General features: G+C 60.0%; 16 protein-coding genes. All 16 read right to left on the bottom strand.

Features of this window, described 5'->3' with window-relative positions:
• Positions 1 to 81 precede the first annotated feature (81 nt).
• The 16 genes from acsC to der all read right to left on the bottom strand — a co-directional run bounded on the left by acsC (position 82) and on the right by der (position 24,416).
• Positions 82 to 1,431 (bottom strand): acetyl-CoA decarbonylase/synthase complex subunit gamma, encoded by a 1,350-nt coding sequence (gene acsC, locus ACHHTY_RS01730; protein WP_395492323.1) that lies wholly within the window; start codon positions 1,429 to 1,431, stop codon positions 82 to 84.
• Positions 1,432 to 1,606: 175 nt separating this feature from the next.
• Complete coding sequence (gene acsB, locus ACHHTY_RS01725) at positions 1,607 to 3,811, bottom strand: acetyl-CoA decarbonylase/synthase complex subunit alpha/beta (protein WP_395492322.1); 2,205 nt, start codon at positions 3,809 to 3,811, stop codon at positions 1,607 to 1,609.
• A 159-nt stretch (positions 3,812 to 3,970) separates the two neighbouring features.
• On the bottom strand, positions 3,971 to 6,661 hold the full coding sequence (locus tag ACHHTY_RS01720; RefSeq protein WP_395492321.1) for an acetyl-CoA decarbonylase/synthase complex subunit delta: 2,691 nt from the start codon (positions 6,659 to 6,661) through the stop codon (positions 3,971 to 3,973).
• 148 nt (positions 6,662 to 6,809) lie between these two features.
• Positions 6,810 to 8,801, bottom strand: coding sequence for an anaerobic carbon-monoxide dehydrogenase catalytic subunit (gene cooS, locus ACHHTY_RS01715; protein WP_395492320.1), 1,992 nt, complete (start codon positions 8,799 to 8,801; stop codon positions 6,810 to 6,812).
• 176 nt (positions 8,802 to 8,977) lie between these two features.
• A complete protein-coding gene (folD, locus tag ACHHTY_RS01710; protein ID WP_395492319.1) occupies positions 8,978 to 9,865 on the bottom strand; it encodes a bifunctional methylenetetrahydrofolate dehydrogenase/methenyltetrahydrofolate cyclohydrolase FolD in 888 nt (295 codons plus the stop codon).
• Between the two features lie 443 nt (positions 9,866 to 10,308).
• Positions 10,309 to 12,543 carry a type IV-A pilus assembly ATPase PilB gene (gene pilB / locus ACHHTY_RS01705; protein ID WP_395492318.1) on the bottom strand — a complete coding sequence of 745 codons (2,235 nt, stop codon included), beginning with the start codon at positions 12,541 to 12,543 and terminating at the stop codon, positions 10,309 to 10,311.
• 220 nt (positions 12,544 to 12,763) lie between these two features.
• Positions 12,764 to 14,392 carry an FAD-dependent oxidoreductase gene (locus ACHHTY_RS01700; RefSeq protein ID WP_395492317.1) on the bottom strand — a complete coding sequence of 543 codons (1,629 nt, stop codon included), beginning with the start codon at positions 14,390 to 14,392 and terminating at the stop codon, positions 12,764 to 12,766.
• Positions 14,393 to 14,497: 105 nt separating this feature from the next.
• On the bottom strand, positions 14,498 to 14,734 hold the full coding sequence (locus ACHHTY_RS01695) for a hypothetical protein (protein ID WP_395492316.1): 237 nt from the start codon (positions 14,732 to 14,734) through the stop codon (positions 14,498 to 14,500).
• A gap of 11 nt (positions 14,735 to 14,745) precedes the next feature.
• Positions 14,746 to 15,258 (bottom strand): ferritin, encoded by a 513-nt coding sequence (locus ACHHTY_RS01690; RefSeq protein ID WP_395492315.1) that lies wholly within the window; start codon positions 15,256 to 15,258, stop codon positions 14,746 to 14,748.
• Between the two features lie 179 nt (positions 15,259 to 15,437).
• Positions 15,438 to 17,201 (bottom strand): formate--tetrahydrofolate ligase, encoded by a 1,764-nt coding sequence (locus tag ACHHTY_RS01685; RefSeq protein ID WP_395492314.1) that lies wholly within the window; start codon positions 17,199 to 17,201, stop codon positions 15,438 to 15,440.
• Positions 17,202 to 17,336: 135 nt separating this feature from the next.
• Positions 17,337 to 18,293 (bottom strand): FAD-dependent thymidylate synthase, encoded by a 957-nt coding sequence (locus ACHHTY_RS01680; RefSeq protein ID WP_395492313.1) that lies wholly within the window; start codon positions 18,291 to 18,293, stop codon positions 17,337 to 17,339.
• 18 nt (positions 18,294 to 18,311) lie between these two features.
• Positions 18,312 to 19,538: a cysteine desulfurase NifS gene (nifS, locus tag ACHHTY_RS01675; protein ID WP_395492312.1), complete on the bottom strand. Its 1,227-nt coding sequence runs from the start codon at positions 19,536 to 19,538 to the stop codon at positions 18,312 to 18,314.
• Between the two features lies 1 nt (position 19,539).
• Positions 19,540 to 20,373 (bottom strand): Fe-S cluster assembly protein NifU, encoded by an 834-nt coding sequence (gene nifU, locus ACHHTY_RS01670; RefSeq protein ID WP_395492311.1) that lies wholly within the window; start codon positions 20,371 to 20,373, stop codon positions 19,540 to 19,542.
• Positions 20,374 to 20,580: 207 nt separating this feature from the next.
• Positions 20,581 to 22,386, bottom strand: a complete 1,806-nt coding sequence (gene uvrC / locus ACHHTY_RS01665; RefSeq protein ID WP_395492310.1) for an excinuclease ABC subunit UvrC — start codon at positions 22,384 to 22,386, stop codon at positions 20,581 to 20,583.
• Between the two features lie 44 nt (positions 22,387 to 22,430).
• Complete coding sequence (locus ACHHTY_RS01660; protein ID WP_395492309.1) at positions 22,431 to 22,934, bottom strand: hypothetical protein; 504 nt, start codon at positions 22,932 to 22,934, stop codon at positions 22,431 to 22,433.
• Between the two features lie 96 nt (positions 22,935 to 23,030).
• Entirely contained in the window at positions 23,031 to 24,416 is a 1,386-nt protein-coding gene (gene der, locus ACHHTY_RS01655; RefSeq protein WP_395492308.1) for a ribosome biogenesis GTPase Der, read from the bottom strand.
• Between the last annotated feature and the right edge of the window lie 136 nt (positions 24,417 to 24,552).

The raw sequence follows: 24,552 nt of genomic DNA, 5'->3' as shown, positions 1-24,552 counted from the left end.
CAAGTTTCTAGATTCAAGCTACAGGAAGTTTCATGGCACAGGTTCCAGGGCAAGGTGCTCCCTGAAACCTTGAGCCCGGTATCAGGCTTTCCACTCCTTCAGGAAAGCGGGCAGATGGCCGGCTTCCCGGGGTCCGATGGTGATCTTCCATTCCGGCAGTTCCTCTTCCAGCTCGCCCTTCATCGAGGCGAGATAGCCGGGAATGATCATTTCCCGATGCTTGACCTTGTCAAGGATTCCCGATTTTTTCATGAACTGGGCAATCATGTCGGCGCCGAATTTGCCGGCCGCCCAGGCGGTCAGGACACTGAGGCCTTCGGTGTCCTTGATCAGGAGCCAACTGGGAACCTTGCTGCCCTCGATTTCGCCGGAAACGATAAAATAGGTCAGCGAGAAGTTGCAGGTGAGCAGCACCGGGGAGTTCTCGCCGGGACCGTTGATGGGATAAACATCCTCCTGAACCACCATCGGCCGCTGGGGATCGGTAAAAATGTTGAGGCGCTCCAGCAGCAGGGGGAAGAGGATTTCGCCCTGCAAATCGGAGAGAACCACGATCCCGGCGTATTTGGCGATCAGGACCGAGGCCACCATCGCTTCCAGCAGGGGATCATCGGTGATCTCGCAGGGGAAGTTGATGGTGGAAAAACCCAGGGGTTTGAACTTGGTTTTGACCGCGGCCCGCCGGGCCAGGACGTTGTCTTCAAAGGCAGCCTTGACGGTGCGGGCGCCGGTATCGATTACCAGGTCCTTCAACCCCAGGGCCAGCAGCTTTTCACTGATGGCCACGGTGTCATCGACATTCTTGCCCTTGACCCCCACCGGGCAGCCGCAATCCTGGGCGACCTTGGCCAGGGCCTCGGCGTTGTCCAGGGTGGCGCCATGAAGCAGGGGCTTGCGCTCTCCGCACTCTTGGGCTCCGGCCGCCAGAGTTTCGGGATCGCCGCTGATCAGGATCAGCTTGGCGTCCTCAGCCTGCTCCAGCACATTTTTGACCAGGGCGGTAAAGGCGGCGCGATCGTCCTTGGTGTCCTTAACCGCCACCAAGTCGGCCTTGAGCATCACCCCGACCCGCTCGTAGCGCAGCGACTTGAAGCGCTCAAGCCGGCCGGCCACGGCGGCCTCATCCATGGCGGTATCAACCAGCACCGCGATCCCGGTGGGATTCTCAAACCTTTTTTCGTGGCGGAACTGGCAGGTTTCGCCACCGGTGGTGAAGACCTGACCGCCGCCGCCGATCTTGACGGTGCGGATCGGCGGAGCCGAGGCTTCCCCGATTTGCTCCTTGACCTCATCGCTGACGTAGGGGCATTCACCGATTTCAGTCTGCCCGGCGGCCACCTTCATGGCAAAGGCCAGACAGGTGGGAATACCGCATTCCCCGCAGTTCTTCTTGGGGAGCATTTTGAGGATTTGAATTCCCGTTAAAGCCATTTGTAGGTTCCTCCTTGGCAGAAGACCGGGGCCGGAAGCCGGAAGAGCGAGGGCAGGCTCTCTCACTCAACTCTCCTTCTTTGGGCTCCGGGTCCTCCTGTTTTTTATCGTCCGCTTGCTGACCCGCTTGCTGGCCGGCAGTCTTTTTTCTATTTTCGGTCTGCTGGGCTCTGAATCACACCACTGCTTCCATTTCCAAGGCAGGGTGCCCCACCTTCTTAAGAAACTCGAGAATTTCTTCTTCGGTGGTGCCGTTTTCCTCGGTGGCGATCTTGTCGTAAAAGTCAGGCATGCCCACCGCCTGGCACCGTTCGATCAGCTTGTCCTTCAACTCCTCCTTGAGCATCTTGGGCAGCCAGACCAGGCGGGGCAGCCCTCCTTCGGCCAGGAAGAGCTTGGGGCTGGTCAGGTAATGCTTGGAAACCCCCATGAAACCCGGCGTCTGGGCGCCACCACCGGCCATCCCGGCCAGGGTGGTGAATTTCATCCCGGAGGGGGTCATGCCCATGTAGTCGCGGTTGACCACCATGATCCCGTTGCACTGGGGCAGCATGGCGGCGATGGCCTCGAAACAGCCGCAGGCGGTCATCGGGCTGTTCATCAGGGAATAGCAGGCCAGCTCGGTGACCGCCCCCCGGGAGGCTTGGCCGACGAACTCGTTGATCCCCTGGAAAATCCCCAGGGCGGGGTCGAGGCAGTCGCCCTTGCCGATGGGCTGGTTGGGGCCGGTGGGGTTGATCTGGTAGGAAGCCTTGCCGTCCAGCCAGTTGTAGGCCCCGCACATCCCGATCCTTTCCGGCGTGATAATGCAGACATGGCTGGGGGCAAAGGACTGGCACAGGGTGCAGGAGTAGAAAACCTCCTCGGTCTCATCGGTCATCGAGCCGAGCCGCTCGTCACGGGAGGCATAAACCTGCTTGGCCAGCTCCATGACCTCTTCCACCCTTTCCGGAGTGGTGTAGATCTTGACCTGGATCTTGTCGACGATGGCCCCGAATTCCTGGTGCAGCTTGCCGTGGAGCACCTTGCCGATATGGACCAGGGAAAAGCCCTTCTCCACGGCGGCCTTGCCGATCCGCAACCACATGATATCCCGCTGGCCCATGTGCATCAGGCCCTGGATGTAGTTGATCAGGTGATGGAACTGGCGTTCGAGAATGGGTTCATAGTCGGATTGCATTTCCCGGCCGGCCACTTCCACCAGGATTGCCAGGGGCAGGTTATGGCCCTGTTCGATGTCCTGGATGTCCGGGCCTTCCACGATAACCTTGCCGTCCTCGATTTCTTCCATCTCCTTGGAGATCAGGACTTCGACCCCGGGGGTGCGGCCGCCGCCGCATTCCATGAAGAGATCGTCCTTGCGGATCCGCTCTCCTTCGAAGGCCGGCCCGAAGGACATCGGGATGTCGATCTTGGTGACGCTGACTTTAAGGCCCCGCACCTCGATGGCCTTCTGGACGATCTCCTCGTGGGGGACCCGGCTGACCACGTGCTCATAGGTACAGATGCCGGTGGGCAGCACCTGGGGGATATCGTAATCGGAAATGGTGGGAAAGCCCCAGTTGATGGCGCCGGCGGCATTGGCATACCACTCGTCGCTGACCTCGCCGAAGGCCATGACGAAGGCGAAGGTCCGATCCTTGTTGTAGATCAGGTTGCCCCGGTAATCGCCGGGCTTGATGCCGCCGAAGGCCATGGCCACCCGGCAGGCAAAGCCGATGGCGAACACCGCCGTGGTGTAGCTCTTGCCAAAAGGCACCAAGCGGGTGCCCCAGCCGATCTGAACGCCCTGCTTGACCAGTTGTTCCGGCATGCTGATGCCGCCGGTCTGGTCATGCATGAAGATGTAAAGGTTCTTTTCCTGCAACTCGAGGGCAATCTTGCTGGCCATCTCGGGGTCGGCCGGCGAGCCCATGATGGCGGCAAAACCGGGGGCAGTGCCGTCAACAAACTCCACCCCGCGCTTGCGGAAAATCACGTCATCGGCGGCGCCGAGCCAGATGTTGTCGGCCAGGGGATCTTCGGTCTTGGTGTAGAAATTGGGCTCTTCCAGGTAGCGGATGGCCTCGAACATCTCCTCGGCGAAAAAGGTGGCCATGCCGGCATCGAGGGCCGGTGCCAGGTAGGGGAGCCAGAGATTCTCGCTTACCTGCGCCGGCAGGAGTTGGCGGGATTCCTGGAATATTTCCTTCATATCGCCCAGCTTTTCCACCTTGGCGCCCAGCATGCTGTAAATGATGGGCAGATAGTAGGCGGTGTTGGGAAAGCCCACTTCCTGCTCGGGACCGTATTTTTTAAGCGCCGCCTCAAAACGTTCCTCGGCCATGTCGACAATCTTGTGGGCCCCACGGATGGCGGCGGAACAGATGATCTTGGACATTGATCTTCTCCTTGCTATTTTGACTAACCTGCAAAAAACGCCTTAATCTGGCGACACTCACCCTTGAGCAACAGACTTCCAATAAGGCCCCGCGACGGAGCCGCTTTTCGCTAAGCTGACCATTTTAACCGTTATCCTGCAATATTCCGGTTGTTGGCATTAAGCTGTCAGCCCCTTGATCAGGGCCTTGGTCAGGGCGACGGCCCGGGGGTGGCGCATGATCAGCACCTCGCCGCCGGCCATCAACATGCAGGAGGCGGTGATCGCTTCCATCAGCACGCCCCGGTTTTCCTGGTCACCCAGCATTTCGTCGCTGGGCAGCCGGCATTCCTTGGCCTTCCAGACTTCCCGGCCCAGGTTGCAGATAAAGGGGACCTGCAGCTTTTCATCTTTCTGGGTCAGGGCGGCCAGGCGAATCCGCTCCATAACCGAGTAAGTGTATTCGATTCCGTAGCCGAGGGCCCCGATGGAGGGGTCGATCAGGACGGTATCCAGGGGCACGCCGAGGTTTTCGAGCAGGATGTTGAGCTGCTTGGCCAGGTTGACATCGATGGGCGAGGAGGCCACCATCGGATGCTGGAAGGCCATGGCGGTGGCGCCCAGGGAACGGTAGTTCTTGTCTTCCAGGGGGGCGAGACAGACCTTCTTGTCACCGATAACGGCGGTGAGTTCGCGCAGGGTTTCGGTATCCTTTTCGCTGTTGCCGCAACCCCAGACGATGATCGGCACCTCAACGGCGTTGATCACTTCGGCAGCGATCCTGGCCGCTTCGGCGGCCGGCCGGTTCAGGCCGTTGGGATCGGTGCCGACCAAGGAAATACAAAGAGCCTCGGCCTGGTATTGGTCGACGCATTTCCGGGCCCAAGCCACGGGATTGTCCAGCACTCCTTCAAAGTGGCGAGCCAGGGTGGTGGGCCACTCCTCGGGTTTGATGTCGAGGATATCCATGGCGATCAGGGGGCGATGCTCCATCTGGCCCTCAAAGAGATGGAAAGGCAGGGCGTTGATACCTCCGACGGTGATGCTGTTGGGAGCGTTGCCCAGGGCCACCTTGCGGATGGCGCCGGAATAAACCTGGGTATAGGAAGCGGCGGGAACCTTGGCGGCCCGCTCGCTGAGAGTAGTTTTTTCCGCCGCCAGTTCAGCCCCGCCCAGATCAGGTGCTGCCGCGGTCTGGGCTTGGGGGGGCGGGGTTTTTTTCGGGGCAGCGGGAGCGGCCGGGGCTTGGGTTGCCGCCGCTTTTTTAGCCTCTGCGGCGGCCTTGGCCTCGGCCTGGGCCTTGGCTTCGGCGGCCTTTTTGGCCTCTTCCGCCGCTTTGGCTTCAGCCTGGGCCTTGGCTTTAGCGGCCTTTTTGGCTTCTTCCGCCGCTTTGGCTTCAGCCTGGGCCTTGGCTTCGGCGGCCTTTTTAGCCTCTTCCGCCGCCTTGGCTTCGGCTGCCTGTTGGGCGGCGACATCAGGGCCGGCGGGGGCGGGCGCCGAAGTTGCCGGTTGAGCCGGAGCCGGCGGGACGGCAGTTCCGGCAACGACGGCCGGTTCCCGCCTGAGGATCGCCTCGGCCCCGGCAAATTCGGCCAGGGCGTTGAATTGATCATCCGACAGATTAAAGGCCTTTTTCAGAGCCGCGAGTCCGTGCCGTACGGACTCCAGCGCCATTTGACGTTCTCTCTCATTCATTTCATCTTCTCCCGCTTCCGCTGATTGAGCATGAATCTGGTCACTGGGGGCAACGGCGGCAGCCGCCGGCGGTGCCGTGGTGTTGGCTTGGGCGCTGATCCTGGTCGCCTCCGCCCGGGCGGCGGCAATGATTTTTTCGGCTTCCTGCCGGGCCGCGGCCAATTCGGCGGCTCCAGCTTCGGCCCGGACCCTGACCGTTTCCCCGGCGGCGGCCGGAGCCGGGCTCGGAAGCTCATCGCCTGCCACTTGGGGCCGATCGGCCAGCCCGGCCCGCTTGACGATTTCAGCCACCGCCGCCTCCCATTCGATGGCCATAATGTGTACTCCGGCCACCCCTTTGATTTCACGACATTGCTTGATAATGTCAACGCAGATTTCGATCCCTTCCTCTTCCTTGTCCTTGGCCCCTTGCATTCTTTTAAGGACCTCGTCGGTGACATCAAGGCCGGGGACGAAGTTTTTCATGTAGCGGGCCATGCCCAGGGAACGAGGCGGAGTCACTCCGGCCAGGATGAAAACCTTTTCGTCCAGGCCCAGATCCCGGACCGCCGCCATGAACTTGGCAAAGCGTTCCATGTTATAGATGATCTGGGTCTGAACGAAGTCGGCCCCGTTGGCCACTTTCTTGGCCAGGCGGGCGGCGCGGGCGGACTCGTCGGGGCCGGCGAAGGGGTTGGCGGCGCAACCGAGAAAAAGGCGGGGCTCGTGATTCTTGATCGCCTCCCCGCACTGGAACTTTTTCTGGTCCCGCAACTCCCGCATCATCCCCAGCAACTGGATCGAATCCATATCGAAAACGCCTTTGGCGCCGGGATGATTACCGAATTTCTGGTGGTCACCGGTAAGGCAGAGCAAATTTTTGAGCCCCAGGGCGGAGGCGCCCAGGATATCGCTCTGCATGGCGATGCGGTTGCGATCGCGGCAGGTCATCTGGATGACCGGCTCCACCCCTTCGCCCTGGACCAGTAAACCGGCCCCGATACTGGACATGCGGACAATGGCCGTTTGGCAGTCGGTGATATTTACCGCGTCAACCCGGCCCTTGAGCAGGCGCGCTTTCTCCCGCACCACTTCGGGGTTGGTGCTTTTGGGCGGGCCCAACTCGCCGGTGACGGCAAAGGCACCGGACCTCAGCACCTGCTCCAGGCGACTGCCCGATTTCATCGCTGTTTCCATATCGTTATCGTTCCTTCCCCTTTTCAACCACAGTTGTCAAGCCGGGGAGAAGTCAGAAACGACCTGGTTCCCGCTTTTCCCGGTGTCAGCCATGGTTTGGATTGACAGCATAATAAGTTGTAGCTTCGCTGAGAGATCTCTCCGGCTGTCAAGCCGCCGGGCCATGGCAGCCGACCCCCGGCACCGGGGCGGTGTTGAGATCACGCCGCATGGCCATGTCGAAGAGTACCCGCTCGGTCTTCTTGTTGATTCCCAGGGCATCGCGTTTGGCCTCGATTTTGGCGACCATCAGCTCGGCCAGTTTCTGGGGGTCGGACTCCACGTTCCAGTGGGCGCCGAGAGGCCCCATCAAGCCTTCCAGCAGATAACGGTTGAAGTTCTTGGCTCCGCTGGTGGGCAAATCCTGGAAGACGACCTGGGCCCCGCTGGCTACGAAATACTGGCCGATGGCCACCGCCTTTTCGCTCATCCACAGGGGCGCGGTGCCGATGGCGGGCAAGTCGCTGATGTCATCCCCGAGCCCCCCCTCCTTGACCATCTGGGTGGCGGCGATCAGGATGCGGCTATTGTCGACGCAGGAGCCCATGTGCAACACCGGCGGCATGCCCACCGTCTCGCAGATTTCGGCCAGGGAGTCACCGCAGAAGCGAGCGGCCTCGGGGTTGACCAGGCCGGCCCGCCCCAGGGAGGTGGCCGCGCAGCCGGTGGCCAGAACCAGGATATTGTTTTTCAGCAGGTGGCGAACGATGGTTTCATGGGCGTCATCGGCCAGCTTGAAGTTGTCGCAGCCGACGATGGCGGCCACTCCGCGAATACGGCCGTTGATGATATTGTCATTGAGGGGGCGGTAGCTGGAGCGGAAACGGCCGCCCAGCATGTAGTTGATGGTTTCATGGCTGAAGCCCACCACCACGTCGAGCTTCCTTTGCTTGGGAATATAGTGGTCGCCCCTTTTTTTGAAGTTCTTGATGGCGTGAGTGAGGATCTGCTTGGCGGAATTGAGGGCGTCATGTTCGTCAAATTGGATATGGACCCCGCCGGGCATCTTGGCCCGGTAGTTGGTGGTGATCACATCGGTATGGAAATTTTTGACGATCTGGCCCAGGGACTCCATGACACACTGGACATCAACCACCATTGCTTCCACCGCGCCGGTGGCCAAGGCGATCTCCTGTTGGACGAAGCCCGCCGCCACCGGAATGCCGCGCCGCATCAGGATTTCATTGCCGGTGCAGCAAACCCCGGTCAGGTTGATCCCCTGGGCTCCGTTTTTTCTGGCCAGTTCAAGCATGTCCGGTTCCTGGGCGGCAATACAGAGGGCCTCGGCCAGCAGGGGTTCATGGCCGTGGACGGTGACGTTGACCTGGTCGGATTTGAGAACCCCCAGGTCCACAATGGAGCGGCGGGGAACCGGGGTGCCGAACATGATATCGGTCAGTTCGGTGGAAAGCATCGAAGAACCCCAGCCGTCGGAGAGCGCGCAGCGGGAGGCCTGGAGCATGATATTTTCATAATCCTGATCCACCCCCATGTGGGTGCGGTGCATCATTTCCACCACTTCCCGGTCAATGCCCCGGGGGAAGATGTTCAGTTTTTTCCAGATAGCCTGGCGCTTTTCGGTGGCCCGCTTGGTCATGGAAAGCGGGGTGTTGTCCTGCTTGCCGAATTCGGCCAGGGCTTTTTCCCCCAGCTCGAGAGCGATTTCGTTGACCTCGCGATCTTCGGTGGCGATGCCAAAAACGGCGGCCAGGGATTTGAGCTTGGCCACATCCTTGATTTGGTGGGGTCCCTCGCCTTTGGCGGTTTCAATGAAGCCGCGGACCATCTCCCGGGCGTGATCGGTGTGGGAGGCTGAACCGGCCGCCACGACTCGGGCGAAGTTGCGGGCGGCCACGGTATCGGCGGTGGCTCCGCAGATTCCGACCATATCTTCAATTCCGTCGATGATCTGGCAGGGCCCCATGTTGCAGTTGCGGCAACAGGTTCCCCCCGAGCCGAAAAGACAGGCGCTCATCCCGCGTCGCTTGATGCGGTCGTAGGCGGTAATCACATCCTTGGCCGGGGCCTGGGCCAGAACCTCCTTGGAGGACTCGCAGGTGATTTCCGTGCAGCCTTCACATCCGTTTCTCATGCTAGCCATTATGTTTCCTCACACTTGTTTTACTGGTTAACGTTAAACAGCCTTATCGCCTGGCAATACCACTATGTGGCTGTATAACGATAATCATTTCCTTATCTTTGCGCAAGTATGACCAGGTCTCCCGGCCAGGCTTGAGCTCCGGATGGCCCTGGAATATGATGCGTACCGGCAGAAAATCAACTGAGCCCCGCGGCCTGGCGGGCGGCCTGAACGGTGTTTTTCATCAGCATGGTGATGGTCATGGGGCCAACGCCGCCGGGGACCGGGGTGATGAAGGACGCCTTTTCCTTGACCCCTTCGAAATCGACATCGCCGGCCAGGATCGCCTTGCCGGAATCGCTAATCCCGATGCGGTTGACCCCGACATCGATGATCACCACGCCCTCTTTGACCATGTCGGCGGTCACCATCTTGGGAACCCCGACGGCGGCGATGATGATATCGGCCCTTTTGGTATGGGCGGCGATGTCCTTGGTCCGGGTATGACAAAGGGTGATGGTGGCGTTGCCCGCCGCCCGTTTCTGGAGCATCAGGTTGGCGATGGGCTTGCCGACGATGTTGCTGCGACCGATGATGACCACCTCGGCCCCGCTGGTTTCAACGCCGCTGCGCTGGAGCAACTCCAGGATTCCGTGCGGGGTGCAGGGCAGGAAACATTGTTCGCCCAGCACCATCTTACCCACGTTTACGGGGTGAAAGCCATCCACATCCTTGCCGGGGTCGATGGCATAGAGCACCTTGGCCTCATTGATATGCTTGGGCAGGGGAAGTTGGACCAGAATGCCGTTGATCTTGGGGTCGCGGTTGCACTTTTCGACCAGTTGCAGCAATTGGTCCTCGGGAGTATCGGCCGGGAGGGTAATCTGCTCGGAATAGATCCCCAGCTCCTTGGCGGTCTTGTTCTTGGCCGCGACGTAGGACTGGGAAGCGGGGTCCTCCCCCACCAGAATGGTGACCAGACCGGGCACCACCCCGTTTTTTTCCTTAAGTTCGGCGACTTCCTGCTGCAACTCCTGGCGAATGGCCTTGGCCACTTCAACCCCGCTGATGATTTTGGCACTCATGATCCTGATCCCTCCTGATTTTGAATATTTGGCAATTTAAGGCAAATTATCAAATTATATAAATTCCAAATGCGCGGGACATTATCCGGCCGGGGGCCGGAAGAAGGCGGCCCGTACCCGGCACACCAAGGCAAAAGCGCTCCTTGCCCGCTGGTCGGATTGGCTCCGGCCGGGCAGACTGCGTCCACGGATTCTGACCCTCAAGGCTGAACTAGGAATAGAAAAAATCAAGGCCCCCGCCATGAAAAAGGCACGCTTGTCCCCCTCTCGTTTTCCTGGCCTTTATGGTCCGGAAAGCGCGCTGAAGCTGGGATATTACAACCAGGGGAATTTATACAGCGAGCCGGAACTAGAATTCTTAACGAATTTCTATTCTATTTTCAAGAAATTTTCCAAGAAAATAATGCGGACTCGCCGATAATACGAAAATAACGAACGTATGCCTATTGGGATCGCCCGGGCGGCCACGCCGGTCGTTCGTTGGCCAACTTGACAATAATCCCGTTGGCCAGGCTGAGCCGGTTGGCCAGCGTTTTAAACAGGTGTTTGCCGACCTCGGGATATTTTTCAATCACTTCCATCAATTTATTGCCGGGAAACCGCTTGACCTTGCAGCGGCCGCGGGCCATTACCGAAGCGGTGCGGGGTTCGCCGGAAATGGCGCTCATCTCGCCGAAATACTCTCCCGGCTCGGTGATCTCGGCAATTTTTTTGCCGTCCCGCACCACCATCAGGGCCCCGGTGACCAGCCTAAAGAAATCCCGATCATTGTTGTTCTGGCGGATTATCAGATCGCCATCCAGGTACTCCTCGATATCGGGGTTGACCAGGTAAGCGGGCAGGCTCTCGTCGGTGATCACCGTGCGCCGGAGTACCTCTTCAATGCTGGTCACCCCTTCGCGGATTTTTTGCAGCCCGGAATCGCGCAGCGGGACCATGCCTTCCTTGACCGCCACTTTGCGCAAGCGGTTTTCCGAAGTACCCGCCGTAATTGCCTTGGCCACATCCTCGGTAACCTCCATCAATTCAAAGAGGCCCACCCGGCCCTTGTAGCCGACGCCGTTGCAGGCTGGACAGCCTTTGGGCCCGTAAATTTTCAGATTGGGGATCTCCCTTTCCCGGAAGCCCATCTTGATCAGTTCATCCTTGTCCAGGGCGGCGACATTCACCGGTTCCTTGCACTTGGGGCAAAGTCGACGGGCCAGGCGCTGAGAAAGGACCATGGTCACCGCCGAGCTGACCATGTAGTGAGGTACGCCGATATTGACCAGGCGGCTGATGGTTGCCGGACAGTCATTGGTGTGGAGAGTAGAAAAGACCAGATGGCCGGTCATCGCCGCCTTGATGGCGATTTCAGCGGTTTCAAGATCCCGGATCTCGCCCACCATGATGATATCCGGATCCTGGCGGAGAAAAGCTTTCAGGGCGGCGGCGAAGGTCATGCCCACTTCGTTGAAGACGTTGACCTGGTTAATCCCTTTGAAGTTGAACTCCACCGGGTCTTCAGCGGTGAGGATCTTGATGTCCTCGCTGTTGAGGGAGTTCAGGATAGAATATAGGGTAACGGTCTTGCCGCTGCCGGTGGGGCCGGTTACCAGCAGCAGCCCCTGGGGCCGGTAGATGCAGCGTTTGAGCATCTCGAAGGTTTGGGGTTCGAAGCCCAGCTTGGTCAGGTCAACATTGAGGCTGCTCTTGTCGAGAATCCGCAGAACGATGGATTCTCCAAAAAGGGTCGGCAGGGTTGATACCCGGAAATCCACCGCCCGATGACGGCCGAACTTGATCCGGATCCGGCCGTCTTGCGGCACCCTCCGTTCAGTGATATCCAGTTGGGCCATGATCTTGATCCGCGAATTGAGCGCGTTTTTTATGCTCAACGGCAGGTTCATGGACTTGTAAAGCGATCCGTCCAGGCGGTAACGCACCTGCAGGTTTTGCTCGTAGGGTTCGATATGAATGTCGCTGACCCCGTCCTGAACCGCCTTGGTCAAAATCCCGTTGACCAGTTTGATGATCGGCGCGTCGGTGGCGGAATACTGATCCCTTATCCGCTCTTCCTCGAAGGTTTCCAACTCCATACCCTCGGCGGCCTCGGAAGCCAGGGCCCCGAAGTCGTCAATCTGGGTAATGGGGATTTCTTCATCGCGCTTGCGGTCCACTTGATGCTCCAGCAGCTGCTGGTACTCCTCATCGCTGATGCGATAATGGACCCGATAAGCCTCGATAATGTCCCTTTCGGTGGAAACGCAAACAGTGAGAGGCATCCTCACTTCGGCCTGGAGATTCTCCACCGCTGCGGTGTCGGTCGGCTCGGCCATGGTCACCTGGAGGTTCTTGCCGACGATGCGCAGGGGAAAAGCCAGATATTTGGCCGCAGTCGCAAAGGGAATTTTGGCCAGGGCATCGGCCTTGGGGGTTTCGCGGGAGATGATGACCGGCTGATAGTTATGCTGGCGACTGAGGAAATTAAGAACGGTATTTTCGTCGATAAAGCCCAGCTTCAAGAGGATTGAGCTCAGCCGCCCCCCATGTTTTTTCTGGACCGCCAGGGCTTCGTCAAGCTGGTTACTGCTGATCTGGCCCTCCTTGCGCAGCAACTCGCCAATCTTGACTTTGCCGGCTCCGGACTGGTCCTTGACCGAAGCTCGCAGGGTGGATTTATGGGGAGCCAATAACATGTGAAAAATCCCATCGAAAAGAATTGGAAGGACAAAATGTCACCAGCCCAAGCACTTGGAAGCGACATTAAAGTAATAGAATAGCAGAAAGGCTACCGGGCCGCCAAGGATATTTGCGTTGGGACAGGCTCCCGTCGGCACCCTGTGCCCCGAGGCTGTCCCCCTGCGGCTTGCCGGGAATTGGCCTGACCAGCCAACCCTTACTGCTTCGGCGGCAAAATCACTTGCCGCCGGCTTGCCCGCCCTTTTTCGCCACCCAATAGGGGTTGACCAGGTCTTCGAAAATAGCCAGGGCGGCCTCGGCGCCCTGGCCGGCGGCGGTGACGATCTGCTTGTAGCCCCCTTCCACATCGCCGGCCGAATAAATGCCCGGAATGGTGGTCCGATGATGCTGGTCTCTTTTGATGTAGCCGGCCGGGGTCAATTCCGCCCCCAGGCTAACGGCCAGCTCCACGGCGGGGGCATAACCGATGGCGATGAAAACTCCCTCCACGGGCAAGGTGGAAAGCTGATCAGAGCCCTGCTTGCGCAGGCGCACTCCTTCGACTCTGGCTTCGCCGAGAACTTCTGTTACCTCGGTATTGAAAAGCATTGGAATTTTCGCCTGTTTAAGGGCGTCAACCAGACGTTCCTGGGCCCGCAGCCGGTTCCGCCGATGCACCAGGGTGACATCGGCGCCAATCTGGTGGAGATGGAGGGCCTCGGTCGCCGCGCTGTCGCCCCCACCCACCATAATCACCTTTTTGCCGATGAAGAGGGGGCCGTCGCAGGTGGAACAGTAACTGACCCCCCGGCCGGCCAAGCGCTCCTCGCCCGGCACCCCCAGATGCCGTGAACTGGCGCCGGTGGCCAGCAGCACCGCCCGGGCCCGGTAACGGCGCCGGTTGGTGGTGATGGTGAAAAGATCCCCCGGCTCGATGGTCTGCACCTCCTCGCCGGGGAATATTTCGACATACTCCAGGGCGTGACTGACCAGGATATCCACCAATGTCTTGCCACCAACCTGGGTAAAGCCGGGATAATTTTCCACCATCGGGGTGGTGGCGATCTGGCCGCCCAGCATCCCTTTTTCCACCACCACCGTCTTAAGGCCGCTGCGGGTGGCGTAAATCCCTGCGGTCAGGCCGGCGGGACCGGCCCCGACTATGATCAGGTCGCAAGCAACCTCCTCGGCGTCGCTGTCCGGAATAAAAAACTGTTGCGGCTCCAGGGCGAGCAGCGAGGCGATAAAAAGTTCTTCCGGCTGAGCGCCGAGGCCGATCAGCTTGTCGTTGGCAAAGGCCTGGGGCACGCTGTGAGCGCTATACTGGTCGGCCAGATCAGGGTTGGCCTGAATATCGATGATTTGCAGGGAAACCAGCTCGGGCCGGGCCACCGCCGCCCGGACGGCATTGACCACCACCTGGGGGCAATAAGGACAGGAGGGGCTGACGAAAACCTTTATTTCCCGGGACTCTTCCAGTTTGGCCATGGTCTTGGCCGCCGGTTCGCTGAAACCGGTTTCCCGGAAACCGATGATGGCCAGCGCCTCCATGAAGCTCTGCACTTCATGCCCCACCGGAGCCCCCAGCCAGCGGATCTGCAGGGACTCATCGGCAAAAACCAGGGTGGGGGAAGCGGTGGCCTCCCATTTTTTGGCGAGTTCATGACCAAGGGAGTATTCGCGCAACGAGACCTTGTCGGTAACCTCGCGAATAGCCCGGATTAGCTGGCGGGCCCCTTCGGCAAAAGGCTCGTTTTTGCCCGGGTCGCAGAAAAGCAGCAACGGAATTTCCCGCGGCATGGCCTGAAAAAAGCGCCGCAGTTGCTCCTGGGCCTCCTGATGGGTCAAACCATGCCGCTCAGCCATGACGTTTCCCTTTCCAATGGGCGAACTGGCCGAGGGGGATGAGAATCCCGGCAAAAGTTACGGTGCTACATGACATCATCTCACTTGCTCCCTGTCTTGAGTCTTTCAGGTTCCCGCCGGCCCGCCCTGCTCCTGCAGGTCGGCCACAAATTTCTTGTGCTGCTCCAACGCTTTACTCTGGGCCGATTCCCTGATCGCATTGAGTTCCTCGATATTGCGGACAACGATCCCGACCAGGTCGCCGCCAAGTATGGGCTGACGAACCATGCTGTCCATAATTTGCAGGGTGTTGCGAACGCTCAGGCCAAAACGATAGGGCCGCTCTGCTCTGAGGGCGATCAAGGCGTCCGCCCTCAGGCCGGGGCCGCGGGTTCGACAAAGACCCGCTGGGCCAGTTCCCGGTCGAGCATGAAGAGGCCGCCCGGAAAACCCTCCAGCAATTTGAGTTTCTGGACGATCTCGTCCGCCGCCTGCTCTTCTTCCACCTGTTCGTCGACGAACCAGCGCAGAAAGCTCTCGCTGGCGTAGTCGTTCTCCGCCCGGGCGAGGCTGACCATGTTGTTGATCAGCCCGGTGACATGGGCTTCATGGGCGGCAACCCCGGCAAAAACCGCCAGGGGTGAAGCCCATTCGGTTTCCGGCCCCTGGATCGGCTGCAGCAGGATCCGGCCGCCCCGCTCCCCGAGATAGTCGTACATCTTCATGGCGTGGAAGTGTTCTTCCCGGGCCTGGGCCTTCATCCAGTTGGCAAAACCCGAAAGACTGATGCTCTCGAAATAGGCCGCCATCGAAAGATAAAGATAAGAGGAGTACAATTCAGCATTGATCTGATCGTTGAAAGCGGTTTGCATCCTGTCGCTGATCATGGCGCATCTCCTTTTCGCAATTAACTGGCCTGGTGAACCGGGTCGTCCGGGACGTCCGCGGGGCTATTGGTCAATGATCGCCTTTCCGCCCCGGCTTTTTCAAGCAAAAAAGGGCGCCAGCCCGGCGAAGCCGGCCGTGACGCCCTTTAAATGGTACAACCGGAGAAAAATTTCCGGATCTAGAAGAGGCCCTTGACCCGGCCGGTTTCAACATCAACATCGATCCGGCGGTAGGCCGGATCGGAGGCGGTGCCGGGCATCAGGCTGATGGCCCCGGCCACCGGGACGACGAAGCCGGCGCCCTTGTAAGTAAGAATGTCCCGGACCGGCAAGGTCCAGCCCTTGGGCACTCCCTTGAGGGTCGGATCGTGGGAAAGAGAGAGGTGACTCTTGACCATGCAGGTCCCCATCTCCTTCATTTCCGGATCGGCTTCCATCCGCTTCAGTATGGCTTGGGCTTCGGGGGAGTAGCTGACCCCGTCGGCGCCGTAAACCTCGGTGGCGATCAGTTCAATCCGACGGGACAGCGGGGTGTCCAGATCGTAGAGGAAGCGGAAATTGTTCTCTTCCTCGCAGGCGTCAACCACCGCGTCGGCGAATTCCAGGGCGCCTTCGCCCCCGTACTGCCAGTGCTTGGAAACCGCCACCCGCGCTCCGGCCGCTTCACAGAGCCGCCGGACCGCCTTGATCTCGTTGTCGGTGTCGGTGTAGAAGGCGTTGATGCAGACCACGGGGTTGATCCCGGCCTTCTTGACCGTCTCGATGTGATGGAGCAGGTTCTTGGTGCCCTCTTCCACCCAGCCGACATTTTCCTTGGCGTACTCAGCCGGCATCGGCCGGCCCGGGACCGGAATCGGCGCGCCTCCGTGGCACTTGAGGGCCCGGATGGTGGCCACTACCACCGCGCAGTTGGGTTTCAGGCCGGAATAACGGCACTTGAGGTTCCAGAATTTTTCAAAGCCGATATCGGCTCCGAAACCCGACTCGGTGACGTTGTAGTCGGCCAGTTTCAAGGCCACCCGGTCGGCTATAACCGAACTCTGGCCGATGGCGATATTGGCGAAAGGACCGGCATGAACCACTACCGGCTGGCCTTCCAGGGTCTGCATCAGGTTGGGGTTGAGGGCCTCCACCATCCAGGCGGTCATGGCCCCGGCCACGTCCAGGTCGGTGGTGGTGATGGGCCGGTCCTGCTTGTCGTAAGCCACCACGATCTTGCCGATCCGCTCGCGCATGTCCCTGAGGTCCCGGGCCACCGAGAGAATCGCCATGATTTCAGAGCTTACCGCGATGGCGAATTTGCTCTGCATGGTGTAGCCATCCATCTTGCCCCCCAGGCCGATGGTGATGTTGCGCAGGGCCTGGGCGCAGAAGTCGATGATCCAGCCGAACTCGACTTTCTTAGGGTGAATATCGAGCCTTTTGAGGCCCCGCTTGGCCAACTGCTCGTCGGTATAGTTGGCTTCATGCTGCATCCGCGAAGTCAGGGCGACCATGCCCAGGTTGTGGGCGTTCATGATCGCGTTGATATCGCCGGTGAGCCCCAGGGAGAAAGGAGTCAGGGGGATGCACTGGGCCAGGCCGCCGCCGGCGGCCGAACCCTTGATGTTCATGGTCGGACCGCCGGAGGGCTGGCGAATGGCGCCGATCACCGACTTGCCCCGCTTGCCCAGGCCCTGGACCAGGCCCATGGCGCAGGTGGATTTACCCTCGCCCAGGGGAGTGGGGGTAATGGCGGTGACATCGACATACTTGCCGTCGGGTTTGTCCTTGAGGCGGTCGAGAATCTTGCGATAGTCGAGCTTGGCCACGTAATGGCCCTGGGGCAGCAGTTCCTCCTTTTCGAGGCCGAGCTTTTCACCGAGCTCGTAAACGGTTTTCATGCGGCTTTCCGCCTCTTCCGCGATTTCCCAGTCCGCATGTTTGGTTGGATCGAGTGCCATCTTGTTTCCCTCCTTGTTGGTTGTGATAATGGAAAGGTTGCCGGAAATATTTCCGCTTCAATTACCTTGGGGCCTGGTGCCGGAACTCAGGCCGTAATAATCCCCCCGACCCGGAACATCTACGGGCGGAAAATTCTATTCTCCCTGGATCCCGTCGAAGAGGCCGGGAAAGCGTTCCTGCATCTGTTCCAGCAGCGGGTTCATGACCTCGCGCATGGATGGTTCCGCCGCCCGGGTGGTCCGGAGCCGGAAGATGTGCCGCCATTCCAGGAGATTGGCGTAAACAATGATTTCGGTCTTGCAGGAGTTGGGCAAAACGGTGCGGGCCGCCTGGGGAGTGACGGTCTCCAACAACTTGAGATAGATCTTCTCGGTTTCCAGCATGGCCTGTTGCCATAGCCGGTACTCCTCGCTGCCCTCTTTAAAAAACATCGGCTTGATGAAGGTAATTTCGTTGCCGAATTTGTCCTGGGAGTAACGGCAGTAACGCTGGCTTTCCTGGAGGAAGGAGCAGGGCCGGTGACGGACCAGTTCGTGGGTGACGGCTCGGTTGGTGATGAAGCGCACCGCGAGATGCCGGTGTCTGGCCAGGAGATCGGCGGGCAGGGCGTCGACTTCGGCCAGGCTCAGCTTCTCCACCTCCACCCCGGTCTGGTTCAGGAAACCGCGCTTGCCGCCGAGATCAAAAAAAAACAGGGGATGCCGGGCGGCCAGGTAAGCGGTTACTCCCTTGATCAGCTTGACATTGGCCCAGGACTGGTACATTTCCCGGAAGGCTCGGACGGTGCCGCTGATCAGGAGGGTTTTTTCCTTCTTTTCCGGCCGGTCGATCTGCAGGTATTTGGGCAGGGCGGCCAGGAACTGGTCGATGATCGCTTCGGTCTCGCAGCGTACCCGCACAGTCAGGGCCGCCATCTCCATTACCGAGTTGTGGCCGTGGCTGACCACCTTGCGGATGAAGGGCTCGGCCGATTCGGCAGTGATCTTGTCCTCGCTCTTGTAGCAGAGCCGGCCGCAGATTTCAATCCGCCGGGCCATGTCCTGGCGGTCGAGTTCATCAAGAATGGTGGCGGTTGCCGGTACGATCCGCATGATGCAAACCTCGCTGGTTCAGGAACATTCACAGGGGCAACTGGCTCCGCCCACCGCTCCCTTGTGGCTCGTTTGCCAGAAAGGCGACATTTCCCGGAGTTTGGCGATGATGCCGGGCAGTTTTTCGATCACGAAGTCAACCTCCGCCTCGGTATTGTATACGCTGAGACTGAGGCGGACCGAGCCGTGGGCGGCGGTGAAGGGAACCCCCATGGCCCGCATGACATGAGAAGGCTCCAGGGAGCCCGAGGTGCAGGCCGAACCGGATGAGGCGCAGATTCCATACTGATCGAGATGCAGCAGGATCGCCTCTCCTTCCACGAACTCGAAGCTGATATTGGTGGTATTGGGCAGCCGCTGCTCCTTGTGGCCGTTGCGCATGGAACTGGGGATTTGGCTCAGCAACCCCTCTTCCAGCTTGTCCCGCAACTGCCGCACCCGGCCGTTTTCTTCCGCCATCCGGGCCTGCGCCAACTCACAGGCTTTGCCCAGACCGATTATGGAGGCCACGTTCTCGGTGCCGCCCCGCCGGCCCTTTTCCTGGTGCCCGCCGATGACCAGCGGGGCAAAGGGGGTACCCTTGCGCACATAAAGCGCGCCGATGCCCTTGGGAGCATGCAGTTTATGGCCGGAAACAGAGAGAAAATCAATGGCCGAGTCGGCCAGGTTAATGGGGATTTTACCCACCGCCTGAACGGCGTCGGTGTGGAAGAGAATACCCCGGCTTCTGGCTATTCCGGCCATTTCCTCCACCGGGAAGATCACCCCGGTTTCGTTATTGGCCCACATCACGCTGACCACCGCGGTATCATCACTGAGGGCGGCTTCGTAATGTTCGAGATCGAGCAGTCCGTCCCGGTCCACCGGCAGCTGGGTGACCCGGTGCTTATGGCCGGTGAGGCGGTCGAGATGTTCGCAGAGATTTTTCACCGCCGGATGCTCCACCCGAGTGGTGACGATATGGCGTTTTTCGGGGAAGGCCTGCAGAGCGGCCAGAATGGCGGTGGAATCACTCTCGGTGCCGCAACTGGTGAAGATAATCTCGTCGCTCTCGGCCCCGATCAGGCCGGCCACCTGCTCCCGGGCCCGAGCCAGCGAACGCCCCACCTGGCCGCCGAAATGGTGCATGGAGGAAGGATTGCCATAGAGTTCGCTGAAATAGGGAAGCATCGCCGCCAGCACTTCGGGGTCAACCTTGGTGGTGGCGTTGTTATCCATGTAGACCACGGACCGGTTATCAGCCATTTTAACGGGCCTCCTCGACGATCAGGCTGTCCAGCACCTGTTCGCGCAGCTTTTTTTCCACGTATTCCTTGAGGGTAAGCTTGGACTTCTTGCAGGTGCCGCAGGCGCCGCGCAACGCAACGGTGACAAAGTCGCCGTCGAGATCGACCAGTTCGATATCGCCGCCGTCCTTGCGCAGGGCCGGGCGAATTTCCCGCTCGAACAATTCCTCGATCATCTTGATTTTCTGGATATTGGTCAGTCGCCGGCCAGTTTCGGGCACCGGTTCCAGCTTGATCTCCCGGCGCTCTTCCCGCAGGATTTCCTCCAGGCGCTCGTGGCAGCGGCCGCAACCGCCGCCGGCCTTGGTGAAGTTGGTGATTTCCTCCACCGACTTGAGCTTGCTTTCCTGGATGGCCCGGCGAATCTCGAGATCGGTAACCCCGAAGCACTCGCAGACCACCTCGCCCTGGGCCATGGGGATGGGAATGCCACGATAATTGGCAATGGCCGCCTCGAGCGCCTCACGGCCCATCACCGAGCAATGCATTTTTTCCTTGGGCAAACCACCCAGATATTCGGCGATATCTTCGTTGCTGATCTTGGCCGCCTCATCAAGGGTAAGGCCTTTGATCATTTCGGTGAGGGCCGAGGAAGAAGCGATGGCGCTGGCGCAGCCAAAGGTCTTGAATTTGGCGTCGGCAATTCGCTGGTCCGGGCCCAGTTTGAAATAGAGTTTCAGGGCATCGCCGCAGGCCAGGGAACCGACATCACCGACCCCGTCGGCGTCGGGGATCTCGCCGACATTGCGGGGATTCATGAAATGATCCCGCACCTTATCCGTATAATCCCACATGGCTGGATGCTCCTTGCCAAAACAGGTTGATAATTTATTTACCAGTCAAAACAAGGCAAGATAATTTGTTGCCCGGCAAAACGCAACCGATAACCGCCCCGAATAGCCCGTTGCCTGACCCAGCAGCGTCGACTATCGATAAAGGGCGTAGTTCAAGGGCAACATCTTGCGGGTAGTAAAAATCAGCCGGTCGGAATCAGCGGATGATCAGTGAAGATGGGCGTGGATGATGACGGCCAGTTCCGGGCCGATGCCGGCCACCGTGGCCAGCTCCGCCGGAGAAGCGGTGGCGATGGCCCGCAGGCTGCCGAACTTTTGCAGCAGCGCCAGTTTGCGGGCCGGTCCAACCCCGGGAACCTGGTCCAGGCGCGAGGATAGTTGTTTTCGGCCGCGGAGCTTGCGATGGAAGGTAATACCGAAACGGTGAGCTTCATCCCGGATTCGCATGAAAAACAGCAGCACCGGGGAATGGGAGGGCAAAGCCAGAGGGTTTTTCCGGCCGGGCCGGAATATTCTTTCCCCCGCGCCCTGCCGATCCTTGGCAATGGCCGCCAGGGCGGGAGGGTCCTGGAGGTTTAGTTCGGCGACCACCGCCTGGGCCACCCCCAAGTGGCCCTTGCCGCCGTCCAGGACCAGGAGGTCCGGCAGGACTTGCTCGGCGCCGGCTCGAGTCAGGTGGCGGAGCAACACTTCCCGCATCATGGCATAATCGTCGGGGGTATCCTGGCCGCGAATCCGGAAACGGCGGTAGCGGGAGGGTTCCTTGACCCCCTGGTGAAAGGAGACCAGCGAGCCCACGGCCTCGCGGCCGCCGAGGTTGGAAATATCCAGGCACTCGACCCGCCGGGGCGGGGCCGCCAACTGCAGGCTGCGCTGAATGGAGTCGGCCAGCCGCTCCCAGCCGTCCCGGCGCTGCTGCTGCTCAACCAGGACCTGGGCGGCATTGTCGGCGGCCATGCTCACCAGGGCCTTTTTGTCCCCCCGCTGGGGCACCGCCAACCGGACCGGTCCCGGTCGCTTTTCCGTCAGCCATTCGGCCAGGGCGGCGGCTCCGGCAACGGCAAAGGGCAGCAGGATCCGGCGGGGGATCAGACGTTGGGCCGGTTCGTAAAAGCGTTGGATCAATTCGGCCAGGACTTCGCCGTCATCATCCAAAGGTTCATCGAGGACAAATTCCCGCTTATCGGCCAGGGCACCTTCACGAATGAAGAGCAGGGCCACCGCCACCTGCCCTTCCCGGCGGGCAAAGCCGAAAACATCTTGGTCGCCGCCCTGCCGGCTCAACACCACCTGCTTTTCCAGGGTCTGATGCAAGGCCCGCACCTGATCGCGCAGCAACGCCGCCTCCTCGAAGCGCAGGGCGGCCGCCGCGGAGTTCATTCGCAACTCCAGGTTTCGGGTCAACTCCCGTTGGCGGCCCTCGAGGACGGCCAGGACCTGGGCCACCCTTTGCCGGTATTCCGCCGGGGTGATTGCGCCGATACAGGGTCCGGGGCAGCGCTCCATCTGGTAATTGAGGCAGGCCCGCTGCCCGGGGGGCAACTTTTCGCCCTTGCAGCGCCGCAGAGGGAAAAGGTTGTTGAGCAGGCGCAGGGTTTCCCACATGGCCGCCGGCGAGGCATAGGGCCCGAAGTAGCGGGCCCCGTCCTTGCTTACCCGCCTGGTCATCAGCAGCCGGGGCCATTCTTCCTGCACCGTAACCTTGAGGTGAGGGTAGCTTTTGTCATCCCGCAGAATAACGTTGTAGCGGGGACGATGCTGTTTGATCAGGCCGGCCTCGAGGATCAGGGCCTCCTTCTCGGTGCGGGTGAGCATGGTGTCCACTCTGACCACTTTGCTCAGCATTACCGCGGTTTTGCTGCGGGCCCCGTCCTGGTCGATCCGGGTATAGGAGAGCAGGCGCTTGCGCAGACTGACCGCCTTGCCGACGTAAAGCACCTGGCCGGCGGCATCCCGCATCAGGTAAACCCCGGGAGCATCCGCCGCCCCCTTGATCAGCTCGGATTTGAACATTTTCGTAGCGCCGTTTGATTGATCAGGTCGCGGAGAACGTTCCGCTAACGACAGCAAAGAGCCAGCCAGTCCTGGGCCTCCGGACCCTGACCTAATTGGAAAATTTTCAAAAAATCAGTTAGTTGGGCGACCGTACAATTGAGGCATGATCTCGAAGCCCCGGATCTGACCTCCTGCAACTCATTAGCCAGAAAAGCCTGCAAGGCCGCCTTCATCTCCTGTTCCAGCTCCGGATGGGGCGGCAAGCCGTGGCGACGCAGAAATTTGCCCAACCGCTCCCAGTTCCAGATAACCCGGCGGATCCCCCGATAGACCGGCAAACCCCGGTTGGCCGGATTCAGATCACGCAGCATGATTTCCCGGTAGCGGGAAATGACCTGCGCCTGCAGGGCGGCCAGTTCCGCCGGGGTCAACAGAAGCGCGGGACCTTCGGGGTCTTCCCCGAGGTAATAAAGGGAACCGTAATAGGCGATTTCGGGAATTTCCCCGGCATGGCCGATGAGCAGGCATTCATCGGCAATCAGTTCATGACGTGCTTCAGTTTCCATGATGTTGCTAAGCATGCCAGGGAGCAGTTTGCCCGGTGTTTAAAGAAATTACCCTGATTCGACCTCTTTGCGGAGGCCTGGGGCCGTCTGCCGCCATCAACCCGGTTCGCCCCGGCGCTGTCTTTGGCGGAAGAAAATCCGCAGCGGCACCTGGTCCATTCCCAGAGCCTCGCGAAAACGATTGACCAGGAAGCGGGAATAAGAGAAATGAATGCCCTTGGGATCGTTGGCGAAGACAATCAGGGTCGGCGGCTGGCTGGCAATCTGGGTGACATAGTAAAGCTTTATTCGGCGGCCCTTGTGCAGGGACGGGGGGTGGGCCTCAACCGCCTCCTGGAGAATGCGGTTGAGGCGGGGGGTGCCGAACTTGCGGCTGTATTGCTCGTAAACCTTGTCGATCAGGGGGAAGAGTTTACCGACTCCGATCCCGGTGAGGGCCGAGACTTTGTGCACCGGGGCAAACCCGGCAAAATGAACGGCCCGCTCCACCTCGTCAAGCAGGTGCTGCTGTCTTTTGCGGTCGTTCTGGATCAAATCCCACTTGTTGAGCAGGATCAGGCAGGCTCGCCCCCGCTCCAGGCCATAGCCGATGATCTTGGTATCCTGTTCGGTCACCCCTTCCTCGGCGTCGATAACGATCAGGGCCAGGTCGCAGCGCTCCAGGGTATGCAGGGCCCGAACCACACTGAATTTTTCCACCCGTTCGCTGACCTTGCCCTTGCGCCTGATCCCGGCGGTATCGATCAGCAGGTATTTTTTGCCCTGCCGCTGGAGTTCGGTGTCCACCGAATCGCGGGTGGTGCCGGGCAGATTGGAAACCACCATCCGCTCCTCGCCGAGCAGGCGATTGATCAGGGACGACTTGCCCACGTTGGGCCGGCCAATGAAGGCCATCCGAATGGGAGCCGGAGTGTCGGGATCCGGGGCCACTTCCGGTTCCGGGGGAGGCAGATCGGCGATGACCCGGTCGAGCACCTCGCTCAGGCCCAGGCCGTGGGCGGCGGAAAGGGGGAGGATTTCAGCCACCCCCAGCTCGTAAAAAGGCGGCAGCAGCTTGGCGGCCTGCTCGGGCGCATCGATCTTGTTGACCAGGTAATGAACTTTTTTGCCCGAGCGTCGGAGGATCTCCACCACTTCCCGATCATCGGGCAAAATTCCCTCCCGGCCGTCCAGAAGCAGGAGAACCACCTCGGCCTCGGCCACCGCCTGGCGGGTCTGTTCTTGGATCAGCCGGTTAATCTCCGAACCATCGCCGCTTTCCAGGCCGCCGGTATCGATCAGCATAAAGCTGCGCTCGTTCCAGGTAACCTTTGCAAAATGGCGGTCCCGGGTCACCCCCGGGGTGGGATCGACAATAGCCTTGCGGGAACCGGCGATCCGGTTGAACAGGCTCGATTTGCCCACATTGGGGCGCCCCACCAGGGCCACCAGGGGCAAATAACCACTGCTGAAAGTTTCCGGCTGCCTGTTTGTTTTTTTCATAATCCTTTTCCTGAAATGTTGCCCATTAATGCGGGCAACGATTGGCTGCCAAAGAGCTGGGAAGCCCCGGAGAAAACAATCCGAGGCCCGGAAAACCGTTGGTCCGCTTGCTGCCCTACCTCACTGAAATCATAAA

This window comes from Desulfurivibrio nitratireducens (assembly GCF_044068515.1).
Lineage (GTDB): Bacteria > Desulfobacterota > Desulfobulbia > Desulfobulbales > Desulfurivibrionaceae > Desulfurivibrio.
The sequence above is the reverse complement of the archived record's forward strand: the minus strand, read 5'-3'. Positions and strand labels throughout refer to the sequence as shown.